The organism is Achromobacter pulmonis, assembly GCF_902859765.1.
GTDB lineage: Bacteria > Pseudomonadota > Gammaproteobacteria > Burkholderiales > Burkholderiaceae_B > Achromobacter > Achromobacter pulmonis.
In genome coordinates, this window is record NZ_CADIJV010000003.1 from 323,556 (window position 1) to 346,496 (window position 22,941).

General features: G+C 66.7%; 23 protein-coding genes. 2 read left to right on the forward strand and 21 right to left on the reverse strand.

Annotated elements, in window-relative coordinates; translation table 11 throughout:
* Positions 1-81 precede the first annotated feature (81 nt).
* The 13 genes from hemE to HV701_RS04900 all read right to left on the reverse strand — a co-directional run bounded on the left by hemE (position 82) and on the right by HV701_RS04900 (position 12,738).
* Entirely contained in the window at positions 82-1,155 is a 1,074-nt protein-coding gene (gene hemE / locus HV701_RS04840; protein WP_175131932.1) for a uroporphyrinogen decarboxylase, read from the reverse strand.
* Between the two features lie 105 nt (positions 1,156-1,260).
* A complete protein-coding gene (locus HV701_RS04845; RefSeq protein WP_175131933.1) occupies positions 1,261-2,043 on the reverse strand; it encodes a hypothetical protein in 783 nt (260 codons plus the stop codon).
* A gap of 220 nt (positions 2,044-2,263) precedes the next feature.
* Complete coding sequence (locus tag HV701_RS04850) at positions 2,264-2,689, reverse strand: F0F1 ATP synthase subunit epsilon (RefSeq protein ID WP_006392535.1); 426 nt, start codon at positions 2,687-2,689, stop codon at positions 2,264-2,266.
* Between the two features lie 9 nt (positions 2,690-2,698).
* Entirely contained in the window at positions 2,699-4,099 is a 1,401-nt protein-coding gene (gene atpD / locus HV701_RS04855) for a F0F1 ATP synthase subunit beta (RefSeq protein ID WP_054434844.1), read from the reverse strand.
* A gap of 43 nt (positions 4,100-4,142) precedes the next feature.
* A complete protein-coding gene (atpG, locus tag HV701_RS04860; protein ID WP_175131934.1) occupies positions 4,143-5,048 on the reverse strand; it encodes a F0F1 ATP synthase subunit gamma in 906 nt (301 codons plus the stop codon).
* 99 nt (positions 5,049-5,147) lie between these two features.
* On the reverse strand, positions 5,148-6,689 hold the full coding sequence (atpA, locus tag HV701_RS04865) for a F0F1 ATP synthase subunit alpha (RefSeq protein WP_175131935.1): 1,542 nt from the start codon (positions 6,687-6,689) through the stop codon (positions 5,148-5,150).
* A gap of 31 nt (positions 6,690-6,720) precedes the next feature.
* Positions 6,721-7,260, reverse strand: a complete 540-nt coding sequence (locus tag HV701_RS04870; protein WP_175131936.1) for a F0F1 ATP synthase subunit delta — start codon at positions 7,258-7,260, stop codon at positions 6,721-6,723.
* 12 nt (positions 7,261-7,272) lie between these two features.
* Positions 7,273-7,743 carry a F0F1 ATP synthase subunit B gene (locus HV701_RS04875; RefSeq protein ID WP_039882659.1) on the reverse strand — a complete coding sequence of 157 codons (471 nt, stop codon included), beginning with the start codon at positions 7,741-7,743 and terminating at the stop codon, positions 7,273-7,275.
* Between the two features lie 142 nt (positions 7,744-7,885).
* On the reverse strand, positions 7,886-8,128 hold the full coding sequence (gene atpE, locus HV701_RS04880; protein WP_003815363.1) for a F0F1 ATP synthase subunit C: 243 nt from the start codon (positions 8,126-8,128) through the stop codon (positions 7,886-7,888).
* A 116-nt stretch (positions 8,129-8,244) separates the two neighbouring features.
* Positions 8,245-9,126: a F0F1 ATP synthase subunit A gene (gene atpB, locus HV701_RS04885; protein WP_175131937.1), complete on the reverse strand. Its 882-nt coding sequence runs from the start codon at positions 9,124-9,126 to the stop codon at positions 8,245-8,247.
* 87 nt (positions 9,127-9,213) lie between these two features.
* Positions 9,214-9,627: an ATP synthase subunit I gene (locus HV701_RS04890; RefSeq protein ID WP_175131982.1), complete on the reverse strand. Its 414-nt coding sequence runs from the start codon at positions 9,625-9,627 to the stop codon at positions 9,214-9,216.
* Between the two features lie 502 nt (positions 9,628-10,129).
* Positions 10,130-11,686, reverse strand: coding sequence for a DUF1254 domain-containing protein (locus tag HV701_RS04895; protein WP_175131938.1), 1,557 nt, complete (start codon positions 11,684-11,686; stop codon positions 10,130-10,132).
* Between the two features lie 275 nt (positions 11,687-11,961).
* Positions 11,962-12,738 (reverse strand): enoyl-CoA hydratase, encoded by a 777-nt coding sequence (locus HV701_RS04900; protein ID WP_175131939.1) that lies wholly within the window; start codon positions 12,736-12,738, stop codon positions 11,962-11,964.
* Between the two features lie 39 nt (positions 12,739-12,777).
* Between HV701_RS04900 and HV701_RS04905 the strand changes: the two genes are divergently transcribed.
* Positions 12,778-14,553: a M61 family metallopeptidase gene (locus HV701_RS04905; RefSeq protein WP_175131940.1), complete on the forward strand. Its 1,776-nt coding sequence runs from the start codon at positions 12,778-12,780 to the stop codon at positions 14,551-14,553.
* A gap of 42 nt (positions 14,554-14,595) precedes the next feature.
* On the opposite strand, the gene HV701_RS04910 is transcribed toward HV701_RS04905, so the two are convergent.
* From HV701_RS04910 to HV701_RS04930, 5 genes are all read right to left on the reverse strand, one after another.
* Entirely contained in the window at positions 14,596-15,564 is a 969-nt protein-coding gene (locus HV701_RS04910) for a tripartite tricarboxylate transporter substrate binding protein (RefSeq protein ID WP_175131941.1), read from the reverse strand.
* A 17-nt stretch (positions 15,565-15,581) separates the two neighbouring features.
* Complete coding sequence (locus HV701_RS04915; RefSeq protein ID WP_175131942.1) at positions 15,582-16,280, reverse strand: 3-oxoacid CoA-transferase subunit B; 699 nt, start codon at positions 16,278-16,280, stop codon at positions 15,582-15,584.
* A 1-nt stretch (position 16,281) separates the two neighbouring features.
* Positions 16,282-16,947, reverse strand: coding sequence for a 3-oxoacid CoA-transferase subunit A (locus tag HV701_RS04920; RefSeq protein ID WP_175131943.1), 666 nt, complete (start codon positions 16,945-16,947; stop codon positions 16,282-16,284).
* Positions 16,948-17,109, reverse strand: coding sequence for a hypothetical protein (locus tag HV701_RS04925; protein ID WP_254595109.1), 162 nt, complete (start codon positions 17,107-17,109; stop codon positions 16,948-16,950).
* A 126-nt stretch (positions 17,110-17,235) separates the two neighbouring features.
* Positions 17,236-18,126: a LysR substrate-binding domain-containing protein gene (locus HV701_RS04930; RefSeq protein ID WP_175131944.1), complete on the reverse strand. Its 891-nt coding sequence runs from the start codon at positions 18,124-18,126 to the stop codon at positions 17,236-17,238.
* A gap of 124 nt (positions 18,127-18,250) precedes the next feature.
* Between HV701_RS04930 and HV701_RS04935 the strand changes: the two genes are divergently transcribed.
* A complete protein-coding gene (locus tag HV701_RS04935) occupies positions 18,251-19,012 on the forward strand; it encodes a maleate cis-trans isomerase family protein (protein ID WP_175131945.1) in 762 nt (253 codons plus the stop codon).
* Between the two features lie 14 nt (positions 19,013-19,026).
* On the opposite strand, the gene HV701_RS04940 is transcribed toward HV701_RS04935, so the two are convergent.
* From HV701_RS04940 to HV701_RS04950, 3 genes are all read right to left on the reverse strand, one after another.
* Positions 19,027-19,566 (reverse strand): hypothetical protein, encoded by a 540-nt coding sequence (locus HV701_RS04940; protein WP_175131946.1) that lies wholly within the window; start codon positions 19,564-19,566, stop codon positions 19,027-19,029.
* 59 nt (positions 19,567-19,625) lie between these two features.
* The gene (locus HV701_RS04945; protein WP_254595110.1) at positions 19,626-21,779 is read right to left on the reverse strand and encodes a TonB-dependent siderophore receptor; all 2,154 of its coding nucleotides are present in this window, start codon (positions 21,777-21,779) and stop codon (positions 19,626-19,628) included.
* A gap of 190 nt (positions 21,780-21,969) precedes the next feature.
* On the reverse strand, positions 21,970-22,896 hold the full coding sequence (locus HV701_RS04950) for a LysR family transcriptional regulator (RefSeq protein ID WP_175131947.1): 927 nt from the start codon (positions 22,894-22,896) through the stop codon (positions 21,970-21,972).
* Positions 22,897-22,941 lie beyond the last annotated feature (45 nt).

The following is a 22,941-nucleotide window of genomic DNA, read 5'->3' on the forward strand; positions in this document are numbered from 1 at the left end:
TCCCCGAGCGTAATCTTGCTGTGCACAACTGTGTCCGGCAGCCCTCGACGCCCGGCCCTGCGGACCGAAGCGTTCACTCACTTACCCCCTGAGCGAGCGGCTGTGATGGTGGACTTCGTCGACCAATTCGGCTACCGCTTCGGGTGGGGTGAAACGCGAAATGCCGTGGCCCAGATTGAACACATGGCCCCCCTTGCCCACCGGCCCGAACGCATCCAGCACGCGGCGCGCCTCGGCGCGGATGGCGTCGGCGCCGCCGAACAGGGCCATCGGATCGAGGTTGCCCTGGAACGCGACCGAGTCGCCGGTGCGGCGCCGCGCCGCGGCCAGGTCGACCGTCCAGTCCAGGCCCACGGCATCGCAGCCGCAGGCGGCGATGTCTTCGAGCCACTGCCCACCGCCCTTGGTGAAGACGATGACCGGCACGCGGCGCCCTTCGTGTTCGCGCGTCAGGCCGGCCACCACCTTGCGGGTGTAGGCCAGTGAAAATTGCTGGAACAAGCCGTCGGCCAGCACGCCGCCCCAACTGTCGAACAGCATGACGGCCTGCGCGCCCGCGGCGATCTGCGCGTTCAGGTATTGCAGCGTGGCCTCGGCGTTGATTTCCAGGATGCGGTGCAGCAGGTCCGGGCGCGAATACAGCATGGTTTTGATCAGGCGGTAGTCGTCGCTACCCCGCCCCTCGACCATGTAGCAGGCGATGGTCCAGGGACTGCCGGCAAAGCCGATCAGCGGGACCTTGCCGTCCAGGTCGCGGCGGATGGTGCCGACGGCGTCGAACACGTAGCGCAGCTTATCCATGTCGGGCACGGCCAGGCGCGCCACGTCTTCCTCGGTGCGCACCGGGCGGGCGAAGCGCGGCCCCTCGCCTTCGGCGAAGTCCAGGCCCAGGCCCATGGCGTGCGGCACGGTAAGAATGTCGGAGAACAGGATGGCCGCGTCCAGGTCGTAGCGCTCGAGCGGCTGCAGGGTGACCTCCGAGGCGTAGTCCGGGTTCTGTGCCAGCCCCATGAAGGAACCGGCCCGGGCCCGCGTCTGGCGGTACTCGGGCAGGTAGCGGCCCGCCTGGCGCATCAGCCAGATGGGGGTGTAGGGCACGGGCTCGCGCAGCAGCGCGCGCAAGAACACATCGTTCTTCAAAACGGAAGCGGACACGACTATCCTCGATGATCGGAAGCCATGATTCTACTGCCCCAAGCTGACAGGGCGCGGCGCCGCCGGCAGACCCGCTTGCCGTGGCGCAAAACCGCGCGGATTGCCTCAATCGGGTTGTGGCGCCTGCTCGGCCATGCGGCGATAAGGCGCGGCATCGATGCCGTGCTTGCGCATCAGCGCCCAGAATGCACGGCGGTGCTTACTGGAGGCGCGGGCCGCCCGCGCCACATTGCCCTGGTGGCGCGACAGGGCCAGGCGGATGTAGTCTGACTCGAAGCCGTCGACCACGCGCGACTTGGCCTGCCGGAAGGGTTCCTGTGTGGTGCGATCGGGCTGGTAGCGCAGCCCTGCCAGCCCCTGCTGCAACACCTGCCGCGCGACCCGCGGCCGCGCATGCAGCCGGCCGGCGGGCCGCTGCGGCGGCCCGGCGTAGACCGCCGCCGGTTCTTCCAGCGTCGGCGCCAGCAGCGGCGCCCGGCGTGCCAGCCGCGCCAGCCGTACGCGCAGGCTTTCAAGGCAGCACGGCGCCGTGATGAAATCGGCGGCGCCCAGCCGCAGCAGGTCTTCGATGGCTGGCGCGGTCATGTCGTGCACCAGCAGCAGCAGCGGCGTGACCAAGGCGCGGCCGGCCTGCTGCAAGGACATGCGGGTCCAGGCCAGCGATGCCAGCGCCACCGGCAGGATGCAATGATCGTAGCGGCGCAGGCTGACCGCGAGCTCGGCCAGGGCGTGGGTGTCGAGTCCGCCAGGCACGCTGCCGGGCGCACGCAGCGGCACCAGATGCAGGCGCACGCGCGCCAGCCGGGGTTGATCGCGCGCGACCCAGGCGCCCATGGCGGTTTCGTGGCCGGGGGCCAGCAATACCCCGCAATCCATGGTTTCTCGCATGCCGTTCCTCCAGGCTCGAATTGCAATACCTGGAGACTAACGGCGCGCCCGGCGTGTCGCTATTCGTAGAGAACGCAAGCCGGTCGCGGGTGACCGAGGGTGGCCGCCCGCAAGCCGGCGCCGATTGCCCCGCGCGACCGCGAGCGCCGGCGGTTCCAATGAAAAAAGCGGCCATTGGCCGCTTTTTTCGATCCGGGGCGAACCCCGGCGGGTCGTGCGCTCAGTGCGAGCGGCCGCCTTGACGCAGCTTGCGCGCGGCAATGGCTTGCGCCGCCAGCATCGCCAGCTCGGCCTCGACAACCGCGATGTCGGCCTTGTCCTTGGCGTTGGCCAGGGCCTCTTCGGCGCGCTTGCGCGCTTCCAGGGCACGGGCTTCGTCCAGGTCGGCGGCGCGGATGGCGGTGTCGGCCAGGACCGTCACGCTGCCCGGCTGCACTTCCAGAATGCCCCCGGCGACGAAGATGTTTTCCTCGCCTTGGTCGGCACGGACGATCTTGACCGTCCCGGGGCGTATGCGCGAGATCAGCGGGGTGTGACCGGGCAGAATGCCCAGCTCACCCGCTTCGCCAGGCAGCACCACGAACTTCGCCTCACCGGAGAAGATCGCTTCCTCTGCGCTGACGACATCCACATGCAGGGTAGCCATATCGGTTCCTTATTGCAGTTTCTTGGCCTTCTCGAAGGCCTCGTCGATCGAGCCGACCATGTAGAAGGCCTGTTCCGGCAGCGCATCGCACTCGCCGTTCACGATCATCTTGAAACCACGGATGGTTTCGGCCAGCGGCACGTACTTGCCGGGCGAACCGGTGAACACTTCGGCCACGTGGAACGGCTGCGACAGGAAACGCTGGATCTTACGGGCGCGGGCCACGGCCTGCTTGTCTTCCGGCGACAGTTCGTCCATGCCCAGAATCGCGATGATGTCGCGCAGTTCCTTGTAGCGCTGCAGCGTCTGCTGCACGCCACGGGCCACGGCGTAGTGTTCTTCGCCGACGACTTGCGGGTCGAGCTGGCGGCTGGACGAATCCAGCGGGTCCACGGCCGGGTAGATACCCAGGGCGGCGATGTCACGCGACAGCACGACGGTCGAGTCCAAATGCTGGAAGGTGGTGGCGGGCGACGGGTCGGTCAAGTCGTCAGCGGGCACGTACACGGCCTGGATCGAGGTGATCGAGCCGGTCTTGGTGGACGTGATGCGCTCTTGCAGCTTGCCCATTTCCTCGGCCAGCGTGGGCTGGTAGCCCACCGCCGACGGCATACGGCCCAGCAGCGCCGACACTTCGGTACCGGCCAGCGTGTAGCGGTAGATGTTGTCGACGAAGAACAGGATGTCGCGGCCTTCGTCGCGGAACTTCTCGGCCATGGTCAGGCCGGTCAGCGCCACGCGCAGACGGTTGCCCGGGGGTTCGTTCATCTGACCGAACACCATCGCCACCTTGTCCAGAACGTTCGACTCTTCCATTTCGTGGTAGAAGTCGTTGCCTTCACGGGTACGCTCACCCACGCCGGCGAACACCGACAAGCCGCTGTGCTGCTTGGCGATGTTGTTGATCAGTTCCATCATGTTGACGGTCTTGCCCACGCCGGCGCCGCCGAACAGGCCGACCTTGCCGCCCTTGGCGAACGGGCACACCAGGTCGATAACCTTGATGCCGGTTTCCAGCAGTTCCACCGACGGCGACAGCTCGTCGAAACGGGGGGCCGGTTGGTGGATGCCACGCTTTTCTTCGTGCTGGATCGGGCCGGCTTCGTCGATGGGACGACCCAGCACGTCCATGATGCGGCCGAGCGTGCCGGTGCCGACGGGCACCGAGATCGGGGCGCCGGTGCCGGCGACCTTCATGCCGCGGCGCAGGCCGTCGCTGGAGCCCAGGGCGATGGTACGCACCACGCCGTCACCCAACTGTTGCTGCACTTCCAGCGTCAGACCCTTTTCGGCGAACGAGGAACCCTCGTCGACCAGAGTAAGCGCTTCGTAGATCTTGGGCATGTGATCGCGGGGGAACTGAATATCCACCACGGCGCCGATGCACTGAACGATGGTTCCGTTGCTCATGTCGATTCCTTGCTTGATAGCTTTTGACGGGATGCTGCCTGCCTCAGACGGCGGCAGCGCCCCCTACGATTTCCGAAATTTCCTTGGTGATCGCGGCCTGGCGGGTCTTGTTGTAGACCAGCTGCAGATCGCCGATGACCTTCTTGGCGTTGTCCGACGCCGCCTTCATGGCGACCATCCGGGCCGACTGCTCCGAAGCCATGTTCTCGGCCACGGCTTGGTACAGCAGGCCTTCCACGTAACGCTGCAGCAGGTCGTCGATCACGCTACGAGCGTCGGGTTCGTAGATGTAATCCCAGCTGTAATCCGATTTCACTTCCGAAGTCTTGGCCAGGCTTTCGGCGCCCGTCTGGTACGGATCTTCCAAACCGCTGGCCAGGGGCAGCAGACGCAGGAACAGCGGCTCCTGCTTCATCGTATTGACGAAGCGGGTCGAGGCCACGTACAGCGCATCGATGCGGCCTTCCAGGTAGGCGTCCAGCTGCACCTTGATCGCGCCCAACAGGCGATCCAGCTGCGGCTTGTCGCCCAGTTGCACTTCCTGGGAAACCAGCTTGGCGCCGATACGGGACAGCACGCCCACGCCCTTGTTGCCGAAAGCGGTCGCCTGAACGGTGATGCCGTTCTTTTCGAACTCTTTCAGCTTCGACAGCACCACGCGGGTGATGTTGGTGTTCAAGCCGCCGCACAGACCCTTGTCCGTCGTCACCATGACCACGCCGACCGCCTTGACTTCGCGCTCGACCAGGTACGGGTGGCTGTACTCGGGGTTGGCCTGCATCAGGTGCGCGGCGATCTCGCGCACCTTGGTGGCGTACGGACGGCCCGCGCGCATCCGTTCCTGCGCCTTGCGCATCTTGGATGCGGCGACCATTTCCATCGCCTTGGTGATCTTGCGCGTGTTTTGCACGCTCTTGATCTTGGTTCGGATTTCCTTAATTCCGGGCATTGCGCTTTCCTGTGAAGACTGGCCGATGGGTTGGCGCTTGCGCCTCAACCATCCGATAAGGATGGGTGAGGCGCCGCTGACGCCTAACCCATCACTTTCTTAAAAAGCACCGTGCTTCTTGAATTCCTGGATGGCGGCGGCGAGTTCGCTTTCGTCGTCCTTGGACAGTTCCTTGGTGTCTTCGACGCGCTGGATCAGGTCGGCGTGCTTGGCCTTGAGCTGGTCCTTGAGCGACTTCTCGAACGACAGCACCTGAGCCACGTCCACGTCGTCGAGGTAGCCGTTGTTGACCGTGTACAGCGTGACGGCCAGTTCCCACACTTGCAGCGGCTGGTATTGCGGCTGCTTGAGCAGTTCGACCACGCGCTTGCCGCGCTCGAGCTGGCGACGGGTGGCGTCGTCCAGATCCGAGGCGAACTGCGCGAAGGCGGCCAGTTCACGGTACTGCGCCAGGTCGGTACGGATACCGCCGGACAGCTTCTTGACGACCTTGGTCTGGGCGGCGCCGCCCACGCGCGACACCGAGATACCGGCGTTGATGGCGGGACGCACACCTGCGTTGAACAGGTCGGTTTCCAGGAAGATCTGGCCGTCCGTGATCGAGATCACGTTGGTCGGAACGAAGGCCGACACGTCGCCCGCCTGGGTTTCGATGATCGGCAGCGCGGTCAGCGAGCCGGTCTTGCCCTTGACGGCGCCACCGGTGAACTTCTCGACGTAGTCTTCGTTCACGCGGGCGGCGCGTTCCAGCAGGCGCGAGTGCAGGTAGAACACGTCGCCCGGGTAGGCTTCGCGGCCGGGCGGACGGCGCAACAGCAGCGAGACCTGGCGGTAGGCCCAGGCTTGCTTGGTCAGGTCGTCATAGACGATCAGCGCGTCTTCGCCACGATCGCGGAAGTATTCGCCCATCGTGCAGCCGGCGTAGGCGGCCAGGTACTGCATGGCGGCCGAGTCGGAGGCCGAGGCGGCCACGACGATGGTGTATTCCAGCGCGCCGTGCTCTTCGAGCTTGCGCACCACGTTGTTGATGGTCGACGCCTTCTGGCCGATGGCGACGTACACGCAGGTGACGCCCTTGCCCTTCTGGCTGATGATGGTGTCGACGGCCACGGCGGTCTTGCCGGTCTGGCGGTCGCCGATGATCAGTTCGCGCTGGCCACGGCCGATGGGAACCATCGAGTCGATAGCCTTGATGCCGGTTTGCAGCGGCTGCGACACCGAGCGGCGGGCGATAACGCCGGGGGCCACTTTTTCGATGATGTCGGTGGCCTTGGCATTGATCGGGCCCTTGCCGTCGATCGGCTCGCCCAGCGTGTTGACCACGCGGCCTTTCAGTTCGGGGCCGACCGGCACTTCCAGAATGCGGCCGGTCGTCTTGACCGCGTCGCCTTCGGACACGCCGGTGTAGTCACCGAGAATAACGGCGCCAACGGAATCGCGCTCGAGGTTGAGCGCCAAGCCGAAGACGTTGTTGGGGAATTCGAGCATTTCGCCCTGCATCACGTCGGACAGGCCGTGGATGCGGGTAATACCGTCGGTCACGGACACGACGGTGCCCTGAGTACGGACATCAGCCGAAGCGCCCAGGCCCTCGATGCGGCTCTTGAGCAGTTCGCTGATCTCGGAGGGATTGAGTTGCATATTGACTCCTGGAATCCTGTTAGTGCTGCCTTTAAGCGGCGAGCGTATCGCGCATGCGGGCCAATTGGGCTTGTACGGAAGTATCGAGCACCTGGTCTCCGACGGCCACGCGCACGCCGCCGATCAACGACTGGTCGACAGTGACGACGGGCTTGAGCTTCAGGCCGAATTTCTTCTCGAGGCCGGCGACCAGTTCTTGGACCTGGGCATCGCTCAGCTCGAACGCGCTGGTGATTTCCGCCTGCGCCGTGCCGTCGTGACGGTTCCGCAACGCCACGAATTGCGTGGCGATTTCGGGCAACAGCAGCAGCCGGTCGTTTTCGACCAGCAGCGCGATGAAATTGCGGGCGGCCTGGGGCAGTTCGGCCTTCACCAGGCCGGAGAACAGCTCGACGCGCTGCGTGTCGCCCAGACGCGGATCGGCCATGGCCTCGCGCACGTCGGGGTTGGAGGCGACCTGCGACAGCTCGCTGACCAGGTCGGCCCAAGCCTGCAGGCCGGCCTTGTCGTCGCACGCGGCGGCGAACAAGGCTTCGGCGTAGGGCCTGGCAACAGTGGAAAGTTCAGCCATGACGGTCCCGGATTAAAGCTGCGCGCGAAGCTGGTTCAGCAGCTCGGCGTGGGCGCGGGCGTCAACCTCGCGCTTGAGGATCTGTTCAGCACCCTTGACAGCCAGCGCGGCAACGTCGTCGCGCAGCGCGTCACGGGCGCGCTGGACTTCCTGCGCGGCGTCCTGTGCGGCTTGCGCCACGATGCGGGCACGCTCGGCTTCCGCTTCACGGCGGGCCTGCTCGATCAGGGAGGCGGCTTGCTTTTCAGCCTCGATGATGCGGGCGTGGTTTTCGGACTTGGCAGAAGCCTCGATCAGACTGACGCGCGCCTGGGCCTGGGCCAGATCGGCCTTGCCCTTCTCCGCGGCGGCAAGGCCATCGGCGATTTTTTGGCGGCGCTCGTCCATCGCCTTCGTCAGAGGAGGCCACACGAATTTCATCGTGAACCAGCCCAGAACGAAGAACACGAGCATCTGGAAAATGATCGTCGCGTTCAGATTCACGGTCGTTCCTTTAACACCTTGCGGCTCCGACGGCACCCGGGACGGGCAACGCGGAGCACTCGATACTTTGCCGGTCGGCGACGGGGCTCAAGCCCGCATCGCCACCAGCGTCATGACCCGCCTTTTCGCCGGCGGGCGTGCCTTAGCCGACGAACGGGTTGGCGAAGGCGAACAGCATGGCGATACCCACGCCGATCAGGAATGCCGCGTCGATCAGGCCAGCCAGCAGGAACATCTTGGTTTGCAGAGCGTTCATCAGTTCAGGCTGACGAGCCGAAGCTTCCAGATATTTGCCGCCCATCAGTGCGATGCCGATGCAAGCGCCGATAGCGCCCAGACCGATGATAAGACCGCAAGCGAGAGCAACGAAAGCGACGTTGGTCATGACAACTCCTTGGTTAGAAATCTGAAGTCAAAAAATAAAAGATTGGGTACTGCTCAATGCAAGAGGATCTTGCTATCCAGCGCCGCCCGGATGGCCGGCGCCGGAAATTCGGGGGATCAGTGGCCTTCATGCGCCTGGCCGAGATACACCAGGGTCAGCATCATGAAGATGAAGGCCTGGAGCAAGACGATCAGGATGTGGAAGATGGCCCAGATCGAGCCGGCCAGCACATGGCCGATTCCCAAGCCGATGCTGGCACCGTTGAAGCCGGTCCAGGCGCCGCCCAAGAGGGCGATCAGCATGAAAATCAGTTCGCCGGCGAACATGTTGCCGAACAACCGCATGCCCAGCGACACCGACTTGGCGGCGTATTCGATCAGGTTCAGCAGCAGGTTGAACGGCGCCAGGACGAGAGCGCCCAGGCCATGCGCGTGGAACGGCGCGGTGAACAGTTCCTTGACGAAGCCGCCCGGGTGCTTGATCTTGATGCCGTAGTAGAACATCAGCAGCAGCACGCCCAGCGACATGCCCATCGGCACGTTCAGGTCGGCGGTCGGCAGCACGCGGTGGTAATAGAGGGGGTCGCCATGGTGCGCGCCCAGGCCGGTCCAGCGCCAGATCGACGGCAGCAGGTCGACAGGCAGCAGGTCCAGCGCGTTCATCAGGATGATCCAGAGGAACACGGTGAGCGCGAGCGGAGCAATGAAGAGACGGCTCTTGGCATTGTGGACGATGCCCTTGGCCTGGTCGTCGACCATGTCGACGATCATTTCCACGAAAGCCTGGAAGCGGCCCGGGACGCCGGCGGTCGCGCGGCGGGCGGCGCGCCACAGGAAGAAGATGACGATCAGGCCCGTCAGGCCGGACCAGAACAACGAGTCGTAGTTGATGATGTCAAACTGAGCAATTGCAGTCTGTTTTTCGCCCGTATTGTTCAGGTGCACCAGGTGGTGCTGAATATAAGCGGACTGAGGCGACACGTCGCTGGCAGCAGCCATTTGAATCCTACCCTATTTGCTGTATGCCCGAGCCCTTGCGAGCCGGACGATTCCACGATTCCGTTTGCCGTACACCTACCCGGCGCGCTATGACAACTTGCGGAACATCAAAAGCAGGAGATATCCCTTCAAGGTGAGTATCAGACCCAGCAGCACCGCAGGCCAGACCAGGCTGTCCTGCGCCACACGCGAAAGCAGCCACAACAGCAATGCCGTTGCGAACAACTTGATCAACTCACCAGAGAGAAAGGTAAAGGGACTGGCCTTACCGGTCCGGACACTGACAGCCAGGCGCAATGCGAACAACGCATTGGGTATGAAATACGCTCCTGCCCCCGCCAGCGCCGACCAACCTGCCGCCGCCCCTCCGACAACCCCCGCTATTACTGCTGCTGCGAGCCCCATGGCGCCTTGCGCCGCCAGTGCCAACAAGAGACCGCGGCCAGCTTGCGCATCCAGCGCCGCACGATCCGCGTCGCTGAGAACCAGTACCCGGTCCACCGGATCCTGATCCGCCAGAACCTGGCGTGCCCCGCCCTGTTGCGCCGACTGATGGGAGGCGTCTCCCCCGGGGATGTTTCCCCTGGAGTGATGTCCTTCGGGATCATCTTCCCTGAAGGGTTGCTCCCCCCGGCGCGCAGGTTCGTGCCGCACTGTGTTCTGCTGCATCAAACTTTCCCCGCTCAAAGCCATACTGCAAGCCTTGCCCCTGTCAGAACTCAGGCGAAATTACCGCCACGTGTTCTTATCCCGCAAGCGTCAAACCCGCAGAGTATAGCGTGTTTCTTTTTACCCGAGCAAATGAACTTTCGGCAGTTTGTAAGGCGGCAACATGCCCCTCAACGCGCGCGGCGCGGCCGGAAAATTGGGGACGCGAATTGGCGCGGCGGCCAGCCCGGGACCGCCGCGCGTGTGCCGACCGATGGCCCGAAAAGGCCGAAAAAAAGCCCCTTGCGGGGCCCCGGGGCAAAGCTGGCCGGGCGAGACTCCCGGCCATCCCGATTCAATCTTCCTTGACGGGCGGCGGCGCCCACAGTCCGTCGAGCGCCACGTCCTGCGGCCAGTACAGGCGCATGCTGAGCAGGAACGGGCCGTCGGCGGCCGGGGTGGCGAGCCAGTTGGCGCGCTTGCGCTCGCCCGGGTCGCGGCGCTGGATATAGAGATCGAGCGAGCCGTCGGCGTTGTACTTCAGGCCGTCGGTGCTGCGCAGCACGTAGCGGTTGGCGGGATTATCGGGAAAGCCATGCTTGGCGTTGTAGACGTGCAGCGACCAGAAAGCATTGGCCGGCGGCAACTGGCCCTTGTCGAAATGCAGCACGTAGTCTTCATCCGAATTCAGCGCCCGCCCCTTGCTGTCGGCAGCGGTGACAGGATAGAGCACGTCCTCCGGCGTCGGCGCGCCCAGGCCGGCGTAGGCGATGGCGGCGCGGCGGGTGTAGTCGGTGCCATAGGTGCCGATACCGGTGAGCACGGTGTTCCAGCCATTGATGGGCGTGGCCAGGCGCGACACGCCGTCGGCGATGCGGCGGCCAGCCAGCGGCTGCGCGTCGGCCAGCGCCTGCTGCACGGCCGGACTCAGGCGGCCGTACGAAAACGGCTGGCGCCCGTCCAGGCCGATGCGGCGCATGCGATCCAGCATCGGTGTGTCGTTGGCATGCGGCGGGTTGTTGCGCATGACGTCGAAGAACAGCGTGAAGAACGAAGCGGCATCCATGCTCGCGGCCTGCTCGGCCGGCGTGCCGTCGGGCACGTTGACGGGCATCGGCATGGGAACGTCGCTGCCGATCGGCGCCGTGCCCACGCCCGGGCCGGTCTGCGGATAGGGCGTGGTGCTGCCGGCGCCACGATGACGCCCGGGCACTGGCGCCACCGGCGGCACCATCGGGCTGGCCGACATATTGGCCTGGATCTGGTTGACCGCGGCGTAGTCCTGCGGGCCGCCGGTCTGCGTCCAGCCGATCAGCCAGCCGGTCGAGGTGGGGCTATGGATCACGTCCATGCCCGGCGGCAGCGCGCCCTGCCAGTTCGGGCCGACGATGGCGAACGACTGGGCGCCGGGGCCGTTGGTGCGCGTGCCGCGCGAGGCGAACACGTCGCTCCACATGTCCAGCGCCGACAGCACGGTGTAGCGGTTGCCGCTGTCGGGCAGGCGTACGATCAGCGGCGCGCGCGACACGTCGAACCAGAGACTGGAATACAACGCGTCGGCGCTGGGCCACGGCGTGTCGGCGGCGCGCGGATCGGGGAACGCGGCCTTGTGGCCGAACTGGTTGACGGGCGCCTTGCCATCCAGCGGCGCCTGCACCGCGGTGGCCTTGCGGCGCGCCAGCTCCATCAACACCATGGGATAGGCGTAGACATAGGCGTCGATGGCAATGTCGCGCAGTTCCTGCGCGCTCATTTGCGGCGCGGGCGCGGCGGCCGCGGGGTACGGCGTTTCGGACACCAGCCGCAGCGTCGGCCGCGGCGATTGGGCTTGCGTAGCGGTCACGAAGCAGAGACTGAGGGCACCCGCGAGCGCGGCGGCGGGCCACCGGCGATGAAAGGGGAAAGTACGCATGCAAGGCTCCTTGTTGCTTATTGTTTGCACACAAGCCGCCGCGCATGGGGCTTACCAGGTCGGGCAAACCCCTCTGGCGCGACAGCTCGTTTTCAGAGTGACGCCTTTTCAGGATAGGGCTGATCGCTGCAACAATGTGCTATTCAAAAGTTTCAAGGCGCAACGCCTGCTCCCACCGCCCGCGCATGAAAAACGCGCCCTGGGCGGGCGCGTGATCGGACCGGCCGCGCGGCTTGCGGGGACCGTGTATGGACCCGCAAGCGGCGCGACAGGGCTCAACGGTGCTTGAAGTCCGGCTTGCGCTTCTCGGTGAACGCGGCCATGCCTTCCTTCTGGTCCTCGGTGGCGAACAGCGAATGGAACAGGCGGCGCTCGAACAGCAGGCCTTCGTTGAGCGACCCTTCGAAGGCGCGGTTGACGCATTCCTTGGCCATCATGACCGACGGCAGCGACATCGAGGCGATCACGGTGGCCGCCTCCATGGCCTCGTCCATCAGCTTGTCGGCCGGCACCACGCGCGACACCAGGCCGGCGCGCTCGGCTTCCTCGGCGCCCATCATGCGGGCGGTCAGGGCCATGTCCATGGCCTTGGCCTTGCCCACCGCGCGCGGCAGGCGCTGGGTGCCGCCGGCGCCCGGAATGACGCCCAGCTTGATCTCGGGCTGGCCGAACTTGGCCGTGTCGGCGGCAATGATGATGTCGCACATCATGGCCAGCTCGCAGCCGCCGCCCAGCGCGTAGCCGGCAACCGCGGCGATCACGGGCTTGCGGATGCGCTTGAGGGTCTCCCAGTTGCGCGTGATGTATTCGCTGCCGTACACGTCCATGTACGACCAGTCTTTCATGGCGCCGATGTCGGCCCCCGCGGCAAAGGCCTTTTCACTGCCGGTGATGACCACGGCGCCGATGTCCGCATCCGCCTCGAAAGCCAGCAGCGCCGCTCCGAGTTCGTTCATCAGTTGATCGTTGAGCGCGTTGAGCGCCTTGGGGCGGTTCAGCGTCAGCACACCGACGCGGCCGCGGGTTTCGACCAGCACAAACGACTCGCTCATTACCTGTCTCCAGAGGATGGGATGAAATAAGATATACGCATGGAAAAAACCGATGCTTTCCCCATACTTTACCGCCTCGCGCCCCACGACCCCGCGGGGCACCGCTACCGGATAACCCTAACCATCCAGTCGCCCTCGCCCGACGGCCAGCGCCTGTCGCTGCCGGCCTGGATTCCGGGCAGCTATCTGATCCGCGATTTCTCGCGCCAGATCGAGTCGCTGACGGCCCATTCGGGCAACCGCCGCGTGGTTGTCGACAAAATAGACAACCACACCTGGCAGGCCGCGCCTTGCGCAGGCCCGCTGCGGATCGAGTACACGGTCTATGCCTGGGACCTGTCGGTGCGCGGCGCGCACCTGGACGAAACGCACGGTTTCTTCAACGGCACCAGCGTGTTCCTGCGAGTGCATGGGCAGGATCACCTGCCCTGCCTGGTGGACCTGGCGCCGCCGCGCGGCATCGAAGGCTGGAAGGTCTACACCAGCCTGCCCGAGGCGCGCGGCCACCGGGGCGCGGCACGGCGGCACGGCTTCGGCCTGTACCTGGCCCCGGACTACGACGCGCTGATCGACCATCCGGTGGAAATGGGCACGCCGCAGGTGGCCCGTTTCACCGCGCATGGCGCCGAACACGAGCTGGTGTTCACGGGCGTCGCGCCCAACCTGGACCTGGCCCGCATCACCGCCGACGTGCGCAAGATCTGCGAAACCCAGATCGCCTTCTTCGAACCGCGCAGCAAGCGCGCGCCGTTCCTGGACAGCGCCGACCGCTACGTTTTCATGACGATGGTCACCGGCGACGGCTACGGTGGCCTGGAGCATCGCGCCAGCACCGCGCTGATGACGGCGCGCAAGGACCTGCCAGTGCTGGGCCAGCTGGGCCAGGGCGAAGGCTATCGCGGGTTCCTGGGGCTGGTCAGCCACGAGTATTTCCACACCTGGAACGTCAAGCGCATCAAGCCGCAGGCGTTTGTGCCGTACAACCTGGCGCAGCCGGACCTGACGCGGCTGCTGTGGGTGTTCGAGGGCTTCACGTCCTACTACGATGATCTGCTGCTGCTGCGTTCCAACGCCATCACGCAGAACGATTACCTGCGCCTGCTGGCCAAGACCATCACCAGCGTGGCGCGCACGCCGGGGCGGCACAAGCAGTCGGTGGCGGAAAGTTCGTTCGATGCCTGGACCCGCTATTACAAGCCGGACGAGAACTCCCCCAATGCGCTGGTCAGCTATTACACCAAGGGCGCGCTGGTGGCGCTGGGGCTGGACCTGCTGATCCGCCAGGAATCAGGCGGCGCGCATTCGCTGGATGATGTGATGCGCCTGCTGTGGCAGCGTTACGGGCGCGATTTCTATCGCGGCAAGGCGCAGGGCCTGCCAGAGGATGGGCTGCCGGCGCTGATCCAGGAAGCCACCGGGGTGGATGCGCGGCGCTTCATCGCGCGGCATGCCTACGGCACGGCGGATGTGCCGCTGGCGGCGTTGCTGGCGCCGCAGGGGGTGAAACTGCAATGGAAGGCTTCGGCCAACATTCCTGCCCTGGATGCGCGCACCCGCAAGCAGGGGGATTCACTGACGCTGGCGACGGTGCTGGAAGGTGGCGCCGCGCATAAGGGCGGGTTGTCGGCTGGCGATGTGCTGGTGGCGATCGATGGCCTGAAGGTCGACGGGGCCGCCGGCCTGGAGGTGCTGCTGGGACACTATCGGGCGGGGGACCGCGTGAGCGTGCATGTGTTCAGGCGCGATGAATTGAGGGTGTTCCAGGTGCGGCTCGGCGAGCCCGAGGCCTTGGATTGCGTGTTGTCGTTTGGGTGAGTCTCCTGGGGCCTTCTTCTGAAGGCCCTCTTCGTATCTGGGTCAGTTCAACTTGGCGCCGGAGGCCTCGACGGCTCGTTTCCAGGTGTCCAGTTCCCTGTCGATGTGGCCGGCAAAGGCGGCGGGGGTGGAGCCTACGGTTTCGTAGCCGTAGCTATTCAGTTGAGCCTTCAGGTCGGGCGCGTCGATCGCGGCGGCGATGGCCCTGCTGAGGGTGTCGAGGATGGCGGGCGGGGTGGCGGCGGGAGCGAGGATGCCGTACCAGCCGTTAACGACGAAACCGGGAACGGTTTCGGCGACGGTCGGCACATCGGGCAGCAGCGGCGAGCGATGTTCGCCGGTGACGGCCAGGGCCTTGAGTTTGCCGGCCTGGACTTGCGGCAGCGAGGTGGAGATGCTGTCGAACATCAGCGAGACTTCGCCCCCGAGCAGGGCGACGACGGCGGGGCCGCTGCCCTTGTAGGGGACATGCAGCATATCGGTGCCGGTCTGGTGCTTGAACATTTCGGCGGCCAGGTGGCTGGTGTTGCCGTTGCCGGCGGAGGCGAAGCTGAGCTTGCCGGGATGCGCCCTGGCGTAGGCGATGAGCTGCGGGATGGTGTCGGCCGGCGTGGAGGGCGGAGCCGCCACCAGCATGGGCAAGGTCGCGACCAGCGAGACCGGCGCGAAGTCGCGGCGCGTGTCGTAGGGCAGCGAGGGGTAGAGGCTGGGGTTGATGGCGTGGGCAGCCAGCACCATCAGCAGGGTATAGCCGTCGGGCCTGGCGCGGGCCAGTTGGGCGGAAGCGATGGCGCCGCCGGCGCCCGGCTTGTACTCCAGCACCACGGGCTGGTTCCACTTCTTCTGCAGGGCCGCGCCCAGCGGACGCGCCAGCATGTCGGCGCTGCCGCCAGGCGGGTACGGGATCAGCAGCGTGATGGGTTTGTCGGGGTAGCCGTCGGCGGCCGGCGCCGGCGCGGACTGGAGCAGTCCGGCAGCGAGGGCTAGCGCGGCAAAGCATGAACGGTGCATGAGCGGCTCCGGAAAGTTCAGGCGTAACGCGGCACGCCGGCGGCGTCCAGCGTGATGCGGCGCGGCGTGGCGTCGAACCCCAAGGGCGCTTCGGTGGCGGCCTGCAGGTCCCCGGCGCTGACGCCTTGCAAAATGGCGTACACGCGCAGGCCGGCGGGCGTGACGTCGATCACGGCCAGGCCGCTGTAGATGCGCGTGACGACGCCGGCGCCGGTGAGCGGATAGCGGCACTGGCGCAGGATCTTGGGCGCGCCGTCGCGGCCACGGTGTTCCATCATGGCCAGCACCTGGCGGGCGCCGACGGCCAGGTCCATCGCACCGCCCACGGCGGGAATGGCGTCGGCGGCGTCGGTTTTCCAGTTGGCCAGATCGCCGCGTTCCGACACCTGGAAAGCGCCCAGCACGGCATAGTCGAGGTGGCCGCCGCGCATCATGGCGAACGACACGGTGTGCTCGGTAATGGAGGCGCCCGGCAACAGGGTGACAGGCTGGCGGCTGGCGTTGATGAGGTCGGGATCGATGGCCTCGCCCGCGGCCGCCGGCCCCATGCCAGTGATGCCGTTCTCGCTGTGCAGCAGGATGTCCTTGTCGGATGGCAGGTAGTCGCCGACCAGGGTCGGCATACCGATGCCGAGATTGACGACCGAGCCATCCGGAATGTCGCCGGCCAGCAATTGCGCGACCTGCTGGCGGGTCAGGGGGGTGATCGTCGGCATCTCAGGTCTCCACGCGCACCACGGTTTTGACGAACAGGCCGGGCGTCATGACCTGCTCGGGCGCGAAGGCGCCCAGCGGCACGACCTCGTCGACCTGGGCGATGGCATGGCCGGCGGCCATGCACATCACCGGATTGAAATTACGCGCGGCGTGGCGGTACATCAGGTTGCCCCAGCGGTCGCCCTGGTGCGCGCGGATCAGCGCGTAATCGCCGCGCAGCGGCTGTTCGAGCACGTAGCCGACGCCGTCGATCACCTCCTGGCGGCGGCCTTGCGCCAGCTCGGTGCCGTAGCCGGTGGGCGTGTAGAACGGCCCCAGGCCGGCGCCGGCCGCGCGCAGGCGCTCGGCCAGGGTGCCTTGCGGCACGCATTCCAGCTCCACTTCGCCGGCGCGATAGGCGCGGGCGAAGGCCTCGGAATTGGGCGGGCGCGGATGTGAGCAGATGATCTTGCGCACCTGCCGCCGATCGAGCAGCGCGGCGATGCCGCGGTCGTAGGTGCCGGCGTTGTTGGCGATAACGGTCAGGTCGCGCCGGCCCAGCTCGGCCAGGCAGTGCAATAACTCGTACGGCACGCCGGCTTCGCCAAAGCCCCCCACCAGCACGCTGGCGCCGTCGGGGATGATGGCCACGGCGTCGATCATGCGAGCCTGAATCTTGTCGATCACTTAGCGCTCCTGGGCAAGGCCGGCGGTGTCCACGGTCCGCGTCCAGCGGGCGCGTTCCTGGCCGATGAAGGCGATGTACTCGGCCGGCGCGTTGCCACCGGCCTGCCCGCCCATGGCGCGAAAGCGCGCGCTGATGTCGGCGCAGCGTTGCGGATGCGGCATGCTTGTCTCCCTGCGTGATCATTGCGCGGATCAGCTTGTGCGGGAGAGTGTGGCCGCGATGCCGCCGAATGCCTATTCCGGAATCTGGAGGAGCGGCTTCGCCTGCGCAAAAGAGCGCCGCCGCGGTCAGCGCGCCGGGCGCGCCGCCATCTGCGCCGCCGTGCGCAGGAAAGCCTGCAGCGCGCGGTTGCCGTCGTCGCGCCGCGTGACGGCGTAGACCATGCCGCTGCCGACCGTGGCCGGCAGCGCGCACACCGCGATCCGCGCGCCGAAGTGGCCGCAGGTCGACCGCGGCACCAGCGCCACGCCCAGTCCGGCCGCCACCAGCGCCAACTGCGCCGGCACTTCCGCCACGCGCTGCGCCACCGCCTGCGCCAGACCGGCGCGGGCGCAGGTGTCGGCCAGCTCGCGGGCAAAGGCCGAGGTGTCGGTGCGCAGCATCACGAACGCGTCCCGCGCCAGATCGGACAACGCCAGCCGCTTGCGGCCGGCCAGGCGGTGGCCGGCGGGCAGCGCCGCCACCACCGGATCGGGCCATAGCGCCAGCGATTGCAGTTCGTCGTCATCGACCGCCGTGCGCGAGATGCTGACGTCGATGCGATGGCCGCGCAGCGCTTCCAATTGCGCCGCCGGGTTCATTTCGTTGAGCAGCACCGAGACCTGCGGATGGCTGGCGGCATGGCGCGCGATCAGCGCCGGCACCGGCCCCAAGAAATGCGAGCCGGACAGGCCGATCTCGACCCGCCCCGCCCTGCCCTGGTCCACCGCGCGCGCCCGCACCGTGGCGTCCTTGAGACCGGCGAGCGTGGCGCGCACGTCGTTCAGGAAGGCCGCGCCGGCCGCGGTCAGCGCCACCCGGCGGTTGGTGCGGTCGAACAGCCTGACCTCCAGTTCGCGTTCGAGCTGGGCGATCTGCAGGCTCAGCGGCGGCTGCGAAATATGCAGCCGGGCGGCCGCGCGGGTGAAGTTGAGTTCTTCGGCCAGCACGGCGAAATAACGGAGTTGGCGGATTTCCATGGCGGCCAATGATTTGCGAAAGATATGAAACCAGACAAAAACTATATTGGAAACTATCGTTCGCGGCGAGCAGAATTGCTTGCGCGCCACCTTGGGCGCAGACAATGCCCACCGGAGACACGCCATGACCCAGTCGCCCCGCGTCCTGCGCATCGGCCAGATCGTTCCCAGTTCCAACACCACCATGGAAACGGAGATCCCCGCCATGCTGCGCCGGCGCGAGACCATCGCGCCCGAACGCTTCACCTTCCACTCCAGCCGCATGCGCATGAAGCAGGTGACGGCGGCGGAGCTGGCTTCAATGGACCGCGAATCCGACCGCTGTGCGCAGGAACTGTCGGACGCCCGCGTCGACGTGCTGGGCTATGCCTGCCTGGTGGCCATCATGGCGCAAGGCCTGGGCTACCATCGCGCCTCGCAGGAACGGCTGCACCAGGCCACTGTGGCCAACGGCGCCCCTGCGCCCATCGTCTCCAGCGCCGGCGCGCTGGTCGAAGGCCTGCACGCCATCGGCGCGCGCAAGGTCGCGATCCTGACGCCCTACATGAAACCGCTGACCAAACTGGTGGTGGACTACATCGAACACGAAGGCATCGAAGTGCACGACAGCCTGTCGCTGGAGATCGCCGACAACCTGAAGGTAGGCGCGCAGGACCCGATGGCGCCGGCCAGCCACGTCGAGCGCCTGGATACGCGCGGCGTTGATGCCGTGGTGCTGTCGGCCTGCGTGCAGATGCCATCGCTGGCGTCGATCCAGCCGGTGCAGGACCGCTTGGGCCTGCCGGTGGTGACCGCCGCCGCGGCCACGGTCTATCGCATGCTCAAGGTGCTGGACCTGGAAACGCGCGTGCCCGACGCCGGCGAACTGCTGACGGGCAAATACTGAGCGGCACGGCCGCACTACGGCATGCGGCGGATCACGCTGTTGGCATACATCGGCCCCTGCACGTGGTGCCCCGTGACGACGTTGGTCTGGTAGCGCTGCACCACGCCTTCGAGCGATTGCGGATCGAGCAGCGCGCGCATTGTGGCAAAGCCCGCCGAGTCCACGCGCGCGGGCGCCTTGCCCTTGGGATAGAGGCGGCGCTTGCCCTCGTCCATCGGCGCCTGCAGCACGCCGCCGCTGGCGGTCAGGTCCAGCACCAGCTGGCCATCGCGCAACCGCGCCGAACCGTGGGCGCCGAGTTCGGCATCGTCCAGCAGCAGGCTGCCGGTCAGGACGTAATCGCCCGATGGCAGCGGCTGCACGTACAGCCGCAAGGTGTAGGGCGGCTCACCGTTGCGATCGTCGATGTGCCAGCGGTACTCGCCGGCGGCCCAGGCGGACGCGGCCGGCGCCGACGCCGGAGTGACGGGCGCGGCGGACTGCGCCATGGCGCCCGCGCACAGCGCCAGCCCCAGGACGGCGGCGCGCAATGGCTGCGACAGGAAGGCGTGCATGGTGTTCTCCTTGTGATGCGTGCCCCGAGGGCACTCGGTTGATGCGTTCCAGGCCGGCGTCAGTACTTGACGCGCATGCTCAGCATGAAACTGCGCGGCTCGCCATAGGCGTTGCCCATGTCGGCGTTGCCCAGGCGCTGGTAATAGACCTTGTCGAACAGGTTGTTGACGTTCAGCCCCAGTGAGACGTGCTCGTTGACGCGGTAGCCGACGCGCGCGTTCCAGATCGCGTAGCCGCCTTGCGACACGCGCACGGCGCTGCCGCTGACCGGCCCCTGGGCCGCGCTTTCGGTGTAGATGCCGCTCTTGACGTTGACGCCGCCGCCCACGCTCCAGCGGTTCCATTGGCCGGGAAGCTGGTAGGTGGTCCACAGCTGGAAGATGTGCCGGGGCGTGAAGGTGCGGAAGACCGCGCCGCCGTGGTTGTTGTCCTTCAGGTAACGCGTGGTGTTGAAGGTGTAGCCGCCCGCTACTTCCCAGCCCGGCGCGAGCCGCCCCGACACCTCGGTCTCGAAGCCCTGGCTGCGCACCTGGCCGCTGGCCTCGTAGCAGCAATCGCCGACCTCGGGGTAGTTCGGGTCACGCTGCGCGCGGTTGCGTTCGGTGATGCGGAACAACGCGAACGAGGTATTCAGCCTGCCGTCCAGCCATTCGCTTTTCAGGCCCGTTTCGTAGTTGGACCCCACCACCGGCGGCAGCGATCCGCCGCTGGCCGAGCGCAGGTCGCTCTGCACGCGGAAGATGTCGGCGTAGCTGGCGTAGGCGGTCCAGTGGCTGTCGATGTCGTACACCAGCCCGGCGTACGGCGTCATGCGGCCATGTTCGCTGATGGCCGGATCGCCGCGGCCGCTGATCAGATTGGTGCTCTGCGTGCGCCACCAGCTCATGCGCGACCCCAGCACCAGCGTCAGCGGGTCGGCCACCTTCAGGCGCGCCATCGCGTAGATGCCCGACTGGCGCGTCTTGACATCGCTCTTGCTGCCCCATTGCGGATCGGCCGGCTCCGGATAGTCGTGCACGTCGTAATGGAAGACGTCCACCGGCCGCGCCGCGAAGCCCGGCAGCGAATAGGCGTTGTAGGTACGCGCGCTGCGGTCGTACCAGTTGCCGCCAAATACCAGTTCGTGGCGGCGTCCCAGCGCCTCGAACGCGCCGGTCACCATCAGGTCCACGCCCAGCTGTTCATTGCGATACTGGTTGCCGCCGCCGTACAGTCGCGGCCCCAGGCCGGTCTGGCGGTCGACGGCGCCGCGCACGTAGGCGTACTTGAGCTTGCTGGTTTCCTCGGCCTGGTTGACGTTGAGCTTGACGCTCCAGTCCGACGAGAACTGGTGCGCCAGCTCGGCGAACACCTGCGTGTTCTCGAAGTCCCAGCGGTTCCAGTCGGCGCCCAGGTAGGTGCCGCGCGTCAGGCCGAGATCGCCGCCATCCTTGTAACGTGGCAGCTGCATCATGTAGGGCAACCAGTCGCGCTTCTGGTAGCTGCCGCCCACGGTCAGCAGCGTGCGCTCGCCCAGGTCGGCCTCGACGATGCCGTAGTAGGCCTGCTTGCGCGAATTGGCCACGTCGTAGAAGTACTTGCGGTCTTCCTGCGCGGTGGCGATGCGGCCGCGCACCGAACCTGATGCGTTCAGCGGCGTCGACAGGTCGAGTTCGCCGCGATAGTTGTCCCACGACCCGCCGCTGGCCGAGCCGCTGAATTGCAGCTCGCGCGTGGGACGCTTGCGCACCAGGTTGATGACGCCGCCCGGCTGGCCGGCGCCGTTGAACAGGCCGGCCGCGCCGCGCAACAGCTCGACGTGGTCGAACATGAACAGATCGGGCTGCGCCCATGACGCACCGCCGGTCTGCATCGGCACGCCGTCGTACTGGAAGTACTCGATCTGGAAGCCACGCGAATAGAACTGCGGCACCGCGGCGGAGCCCATCAGGTCGATGGTGATGCCCGGCGTCTGCGCCATGGCGTCCTCCAGCGACGCCAGGTTCTGGTCCTCGATGCGCTGGCGCGTGATGACCGACACCGATTGCGGAATCTCGCGCAGCGACAACGGCAGCTTGCCGCCGATGGTGACGCTGGGCGCGGTGTAGGACGCGCTGCCTTCGGTGACGCCGACCTGCTCGCCCCGCACCGTCACCGGCGCCAGCGTGGCCGTATCGGCCGGCCCAGCCGTTTGCGCACCGGCGTGCGCGCCCGCCGCCAGGCCCATCATCATGGCGCCGCGCCGCAGCCATGCGGCGCCGTTGTGGGAAGCGGCCCACCCGCGCGCCGGACGCCCCCGTTTCGCGCGAATCCCACGTGTCTCGATACCCACCATTTCCTCCGCTTCCAGCCCGTTCAACAAGATTGATAATCATCTTCAACGGCGCCGCGGCGGGCAATGCAAAAGGCTTTCGAATTCCGGATTAAGGCTTTCGTTTTTTCAACGGCGACACCGCCTGGCGGATGGCCGGCGCGTGGGCGCGCAGGGCGTCCCACAGGCGCGCTATGACCGGCCCCTGCGGCCGGTCGGCGCGCCGCGCGGCGGCCAGCGTCTCGGTGCTGCCCGGCAGGTGGCGGTTGGCCAGCGACAGCAGGCGGCCGTCGCGCAATTCCTCTTCGACCAGGAAGCGCGGCATGTGGCCCCAGCCCAGGCCCAGCAGGATGATCTCCTTCTTCATCAGCTGGTCGGCCACGGTGCACTGGCGCGCCCCCTCGACCATGAAGTAGTCGCGCGCCGGCGTGTGGCGGGCGGTGTCGCGCATGACGCACTGGGTGTAGTCGTGCAGGAGCTCGGGCCGCAGGGCGCGCGGCGACGGCGCCAGATAGCCCGGCGCGGCCACCGGCACGAACGGCACGCTGCCCAGTTCCAGCCATTCGACGCGCGCATCGCCCGGTTCCACGCGATGCAGGATCAGGTCGGCATCGCCATCCATCAACCGTTCCCACGGCCCGGTCACGGCCTCGAAGTGCAGGTTCAGGCGCGTGGCCGGCCACTGCGCGAAAAACTGGCCCAGCAGCCTCAGCAGCAGCGGGCGCGGGCAGAAGTCGCCGAGCACCACGTTCAATTCGCTTTCCTGGCCCATCGCCAGTTGCTCGGCATGGGCCCGCAGGCCCGCCAGTTCGCGCAGCAGCGCCTGGGCGCGCGCATGGAACGACTGCCCGGCGGCGGTGGGCCGCACACGGTAGCCGCTGCGGTCCAGCAGCGCCAGATCCAGTTGCCGTTCCAGCTTGGCCACGGCCGCGAACACCGCGGGGTGCGAGCGATGTAGCGTCTCGGCCGCGGCCTGGAAGCCGCCGGCCCGCACCACCGCGTCGAAGCACTGCAGGTCGTGCAGCGTGAATTCTCTCATGTCAGGTTTTCCTACAGTGACTGTGCGATCTTTGTAATTTCTTTC

Coding starts and splice junctions, on each gene's coding strand:
- atpB (WP_175131937.1), bottom strand. CDS start 9,126: ATGGCTGCTGCCAGCGACGTGTCGCCTCAGTCCGCTTATATTCAGCAC.
- HV701_RS04895 (WP_175131938.1), bottom strand. CDS start 11,686: ATGCGTACTTTCCCCTTTCATCGCCGGTGGCCCGCCGCCGCGCTCGCG.
- HV701_RS04900 (WP_175131939.1), bottom strand. CDS start 12,738: ATGAGCGAGTCGTTTGTGCTGGTCGAAACCCGCGGCCGCGTCGGTGTG.
- atpG (WP_175131934.1), bottom strand. CDS start 5,048: ATGCCCGGAATTAAGGAAATCCGAACCAAGATCAAGAGCGTGCAAAAC.
- HV701_RS04850 (WP_006392535.1), bottom strand. CDS start 2,689: ATGGCTACCCTGCATGTGGATGTCGTCAGCGCAGAGGAAGCGATCTTC.
- HV701_RS04935 (WP_175131945.1), top strand. CDS start 18,251: ATGACCCAGTCGCCCCGCGTCCTGCGCATCGGCCAGATCGTTCCCAGT.
- HV701_RS04905 (WP_175131940.1), top strand. CDS start 12,778: ATGGAAAAAACCGATGCTTTCCCCATACTTTACCGCCTCGCGCCCCAC.
- HV701_RS04915 (WP_175131942.1), bottom strand. CDS start 16,280: ATGCCGACGATCACCCCCCTGACCCGCCAGCAGGTCGCGCAATTGCTG.
- HV701_RS04870 (WP_175131936.1), bottom strand. CDS start 7,260: ATGGCTGAACTTTCCACTGTTGCCAGGCCCTACGCCGAAGCCTTGTTC.
- HV701_RS04910 (WP_175131941.1), bottom strand. CDS start 15,564: ATGCACCGTTCATGCTTTGCCGCGCTAGCCCTCGCTGCCGGACTGCTC.
- HV701_RS04930 (WP_175131944.1), bottom strand. CDS start 18,126: ATGGAAATCCGCCAACTCCGTTATTTCGCCGTGCTGGCCGAAGAACTC.
- atpE (WP_003815363.1), bottom strand. CDS start 8,128: ATGACCAACGTCGCTTTCGTTGCTCTCGCTTGCGGTCTTATCATCGGT.
- atpA (WP_175131935.1), bottom strand. CDS start 6,689: ATGCAACTCAATCCCTCCGAGATCAGCGAACTGCTCAAGAGCCGCATC.
- HV701_RS04945 (WP_254595110.1), bottom strand. CDS start 21,779: ATGATGATGGGCCTGGCGGCGGGCGCGCACGCCGGTGCGCAAACGGCT.
- atpD (WP_054434844.1), bottom strand. CDS start 4,099: ATGAGCAACGGAACCATCGTTCAGTGCATCGGCGCCGTGGTGGATATT.
- HV701_RS04940 (WP_175131946.1), bottom strand. CDS start 19,566: ATGCACGCCTTCCTGTCGCAGCCATTGCGCGCCGCCGTCCTGGGGCTG.
- HV701_RS04845 (WP_175131933.1), bottom strand. CDS start 2,043: ATGCGAGAAACCATGGATTGCGGGGTATTGCTGGCCCCCGGCCACGAA.
- HV701_RS04950 (WP_175131947.1), bottom strand. CDS start 22,896: ATGAGAGAATTCACGCTGCACGACCTGCAGTGCTTCGACGCGGTGGTG.
- HV701_RS04925 (WP_254595109.1), bottom strand. CDS start 17,109: ATGCCGCATCCGCAACGCTGCGCCGACATCAGCGCGCGCTTTCGCGCC.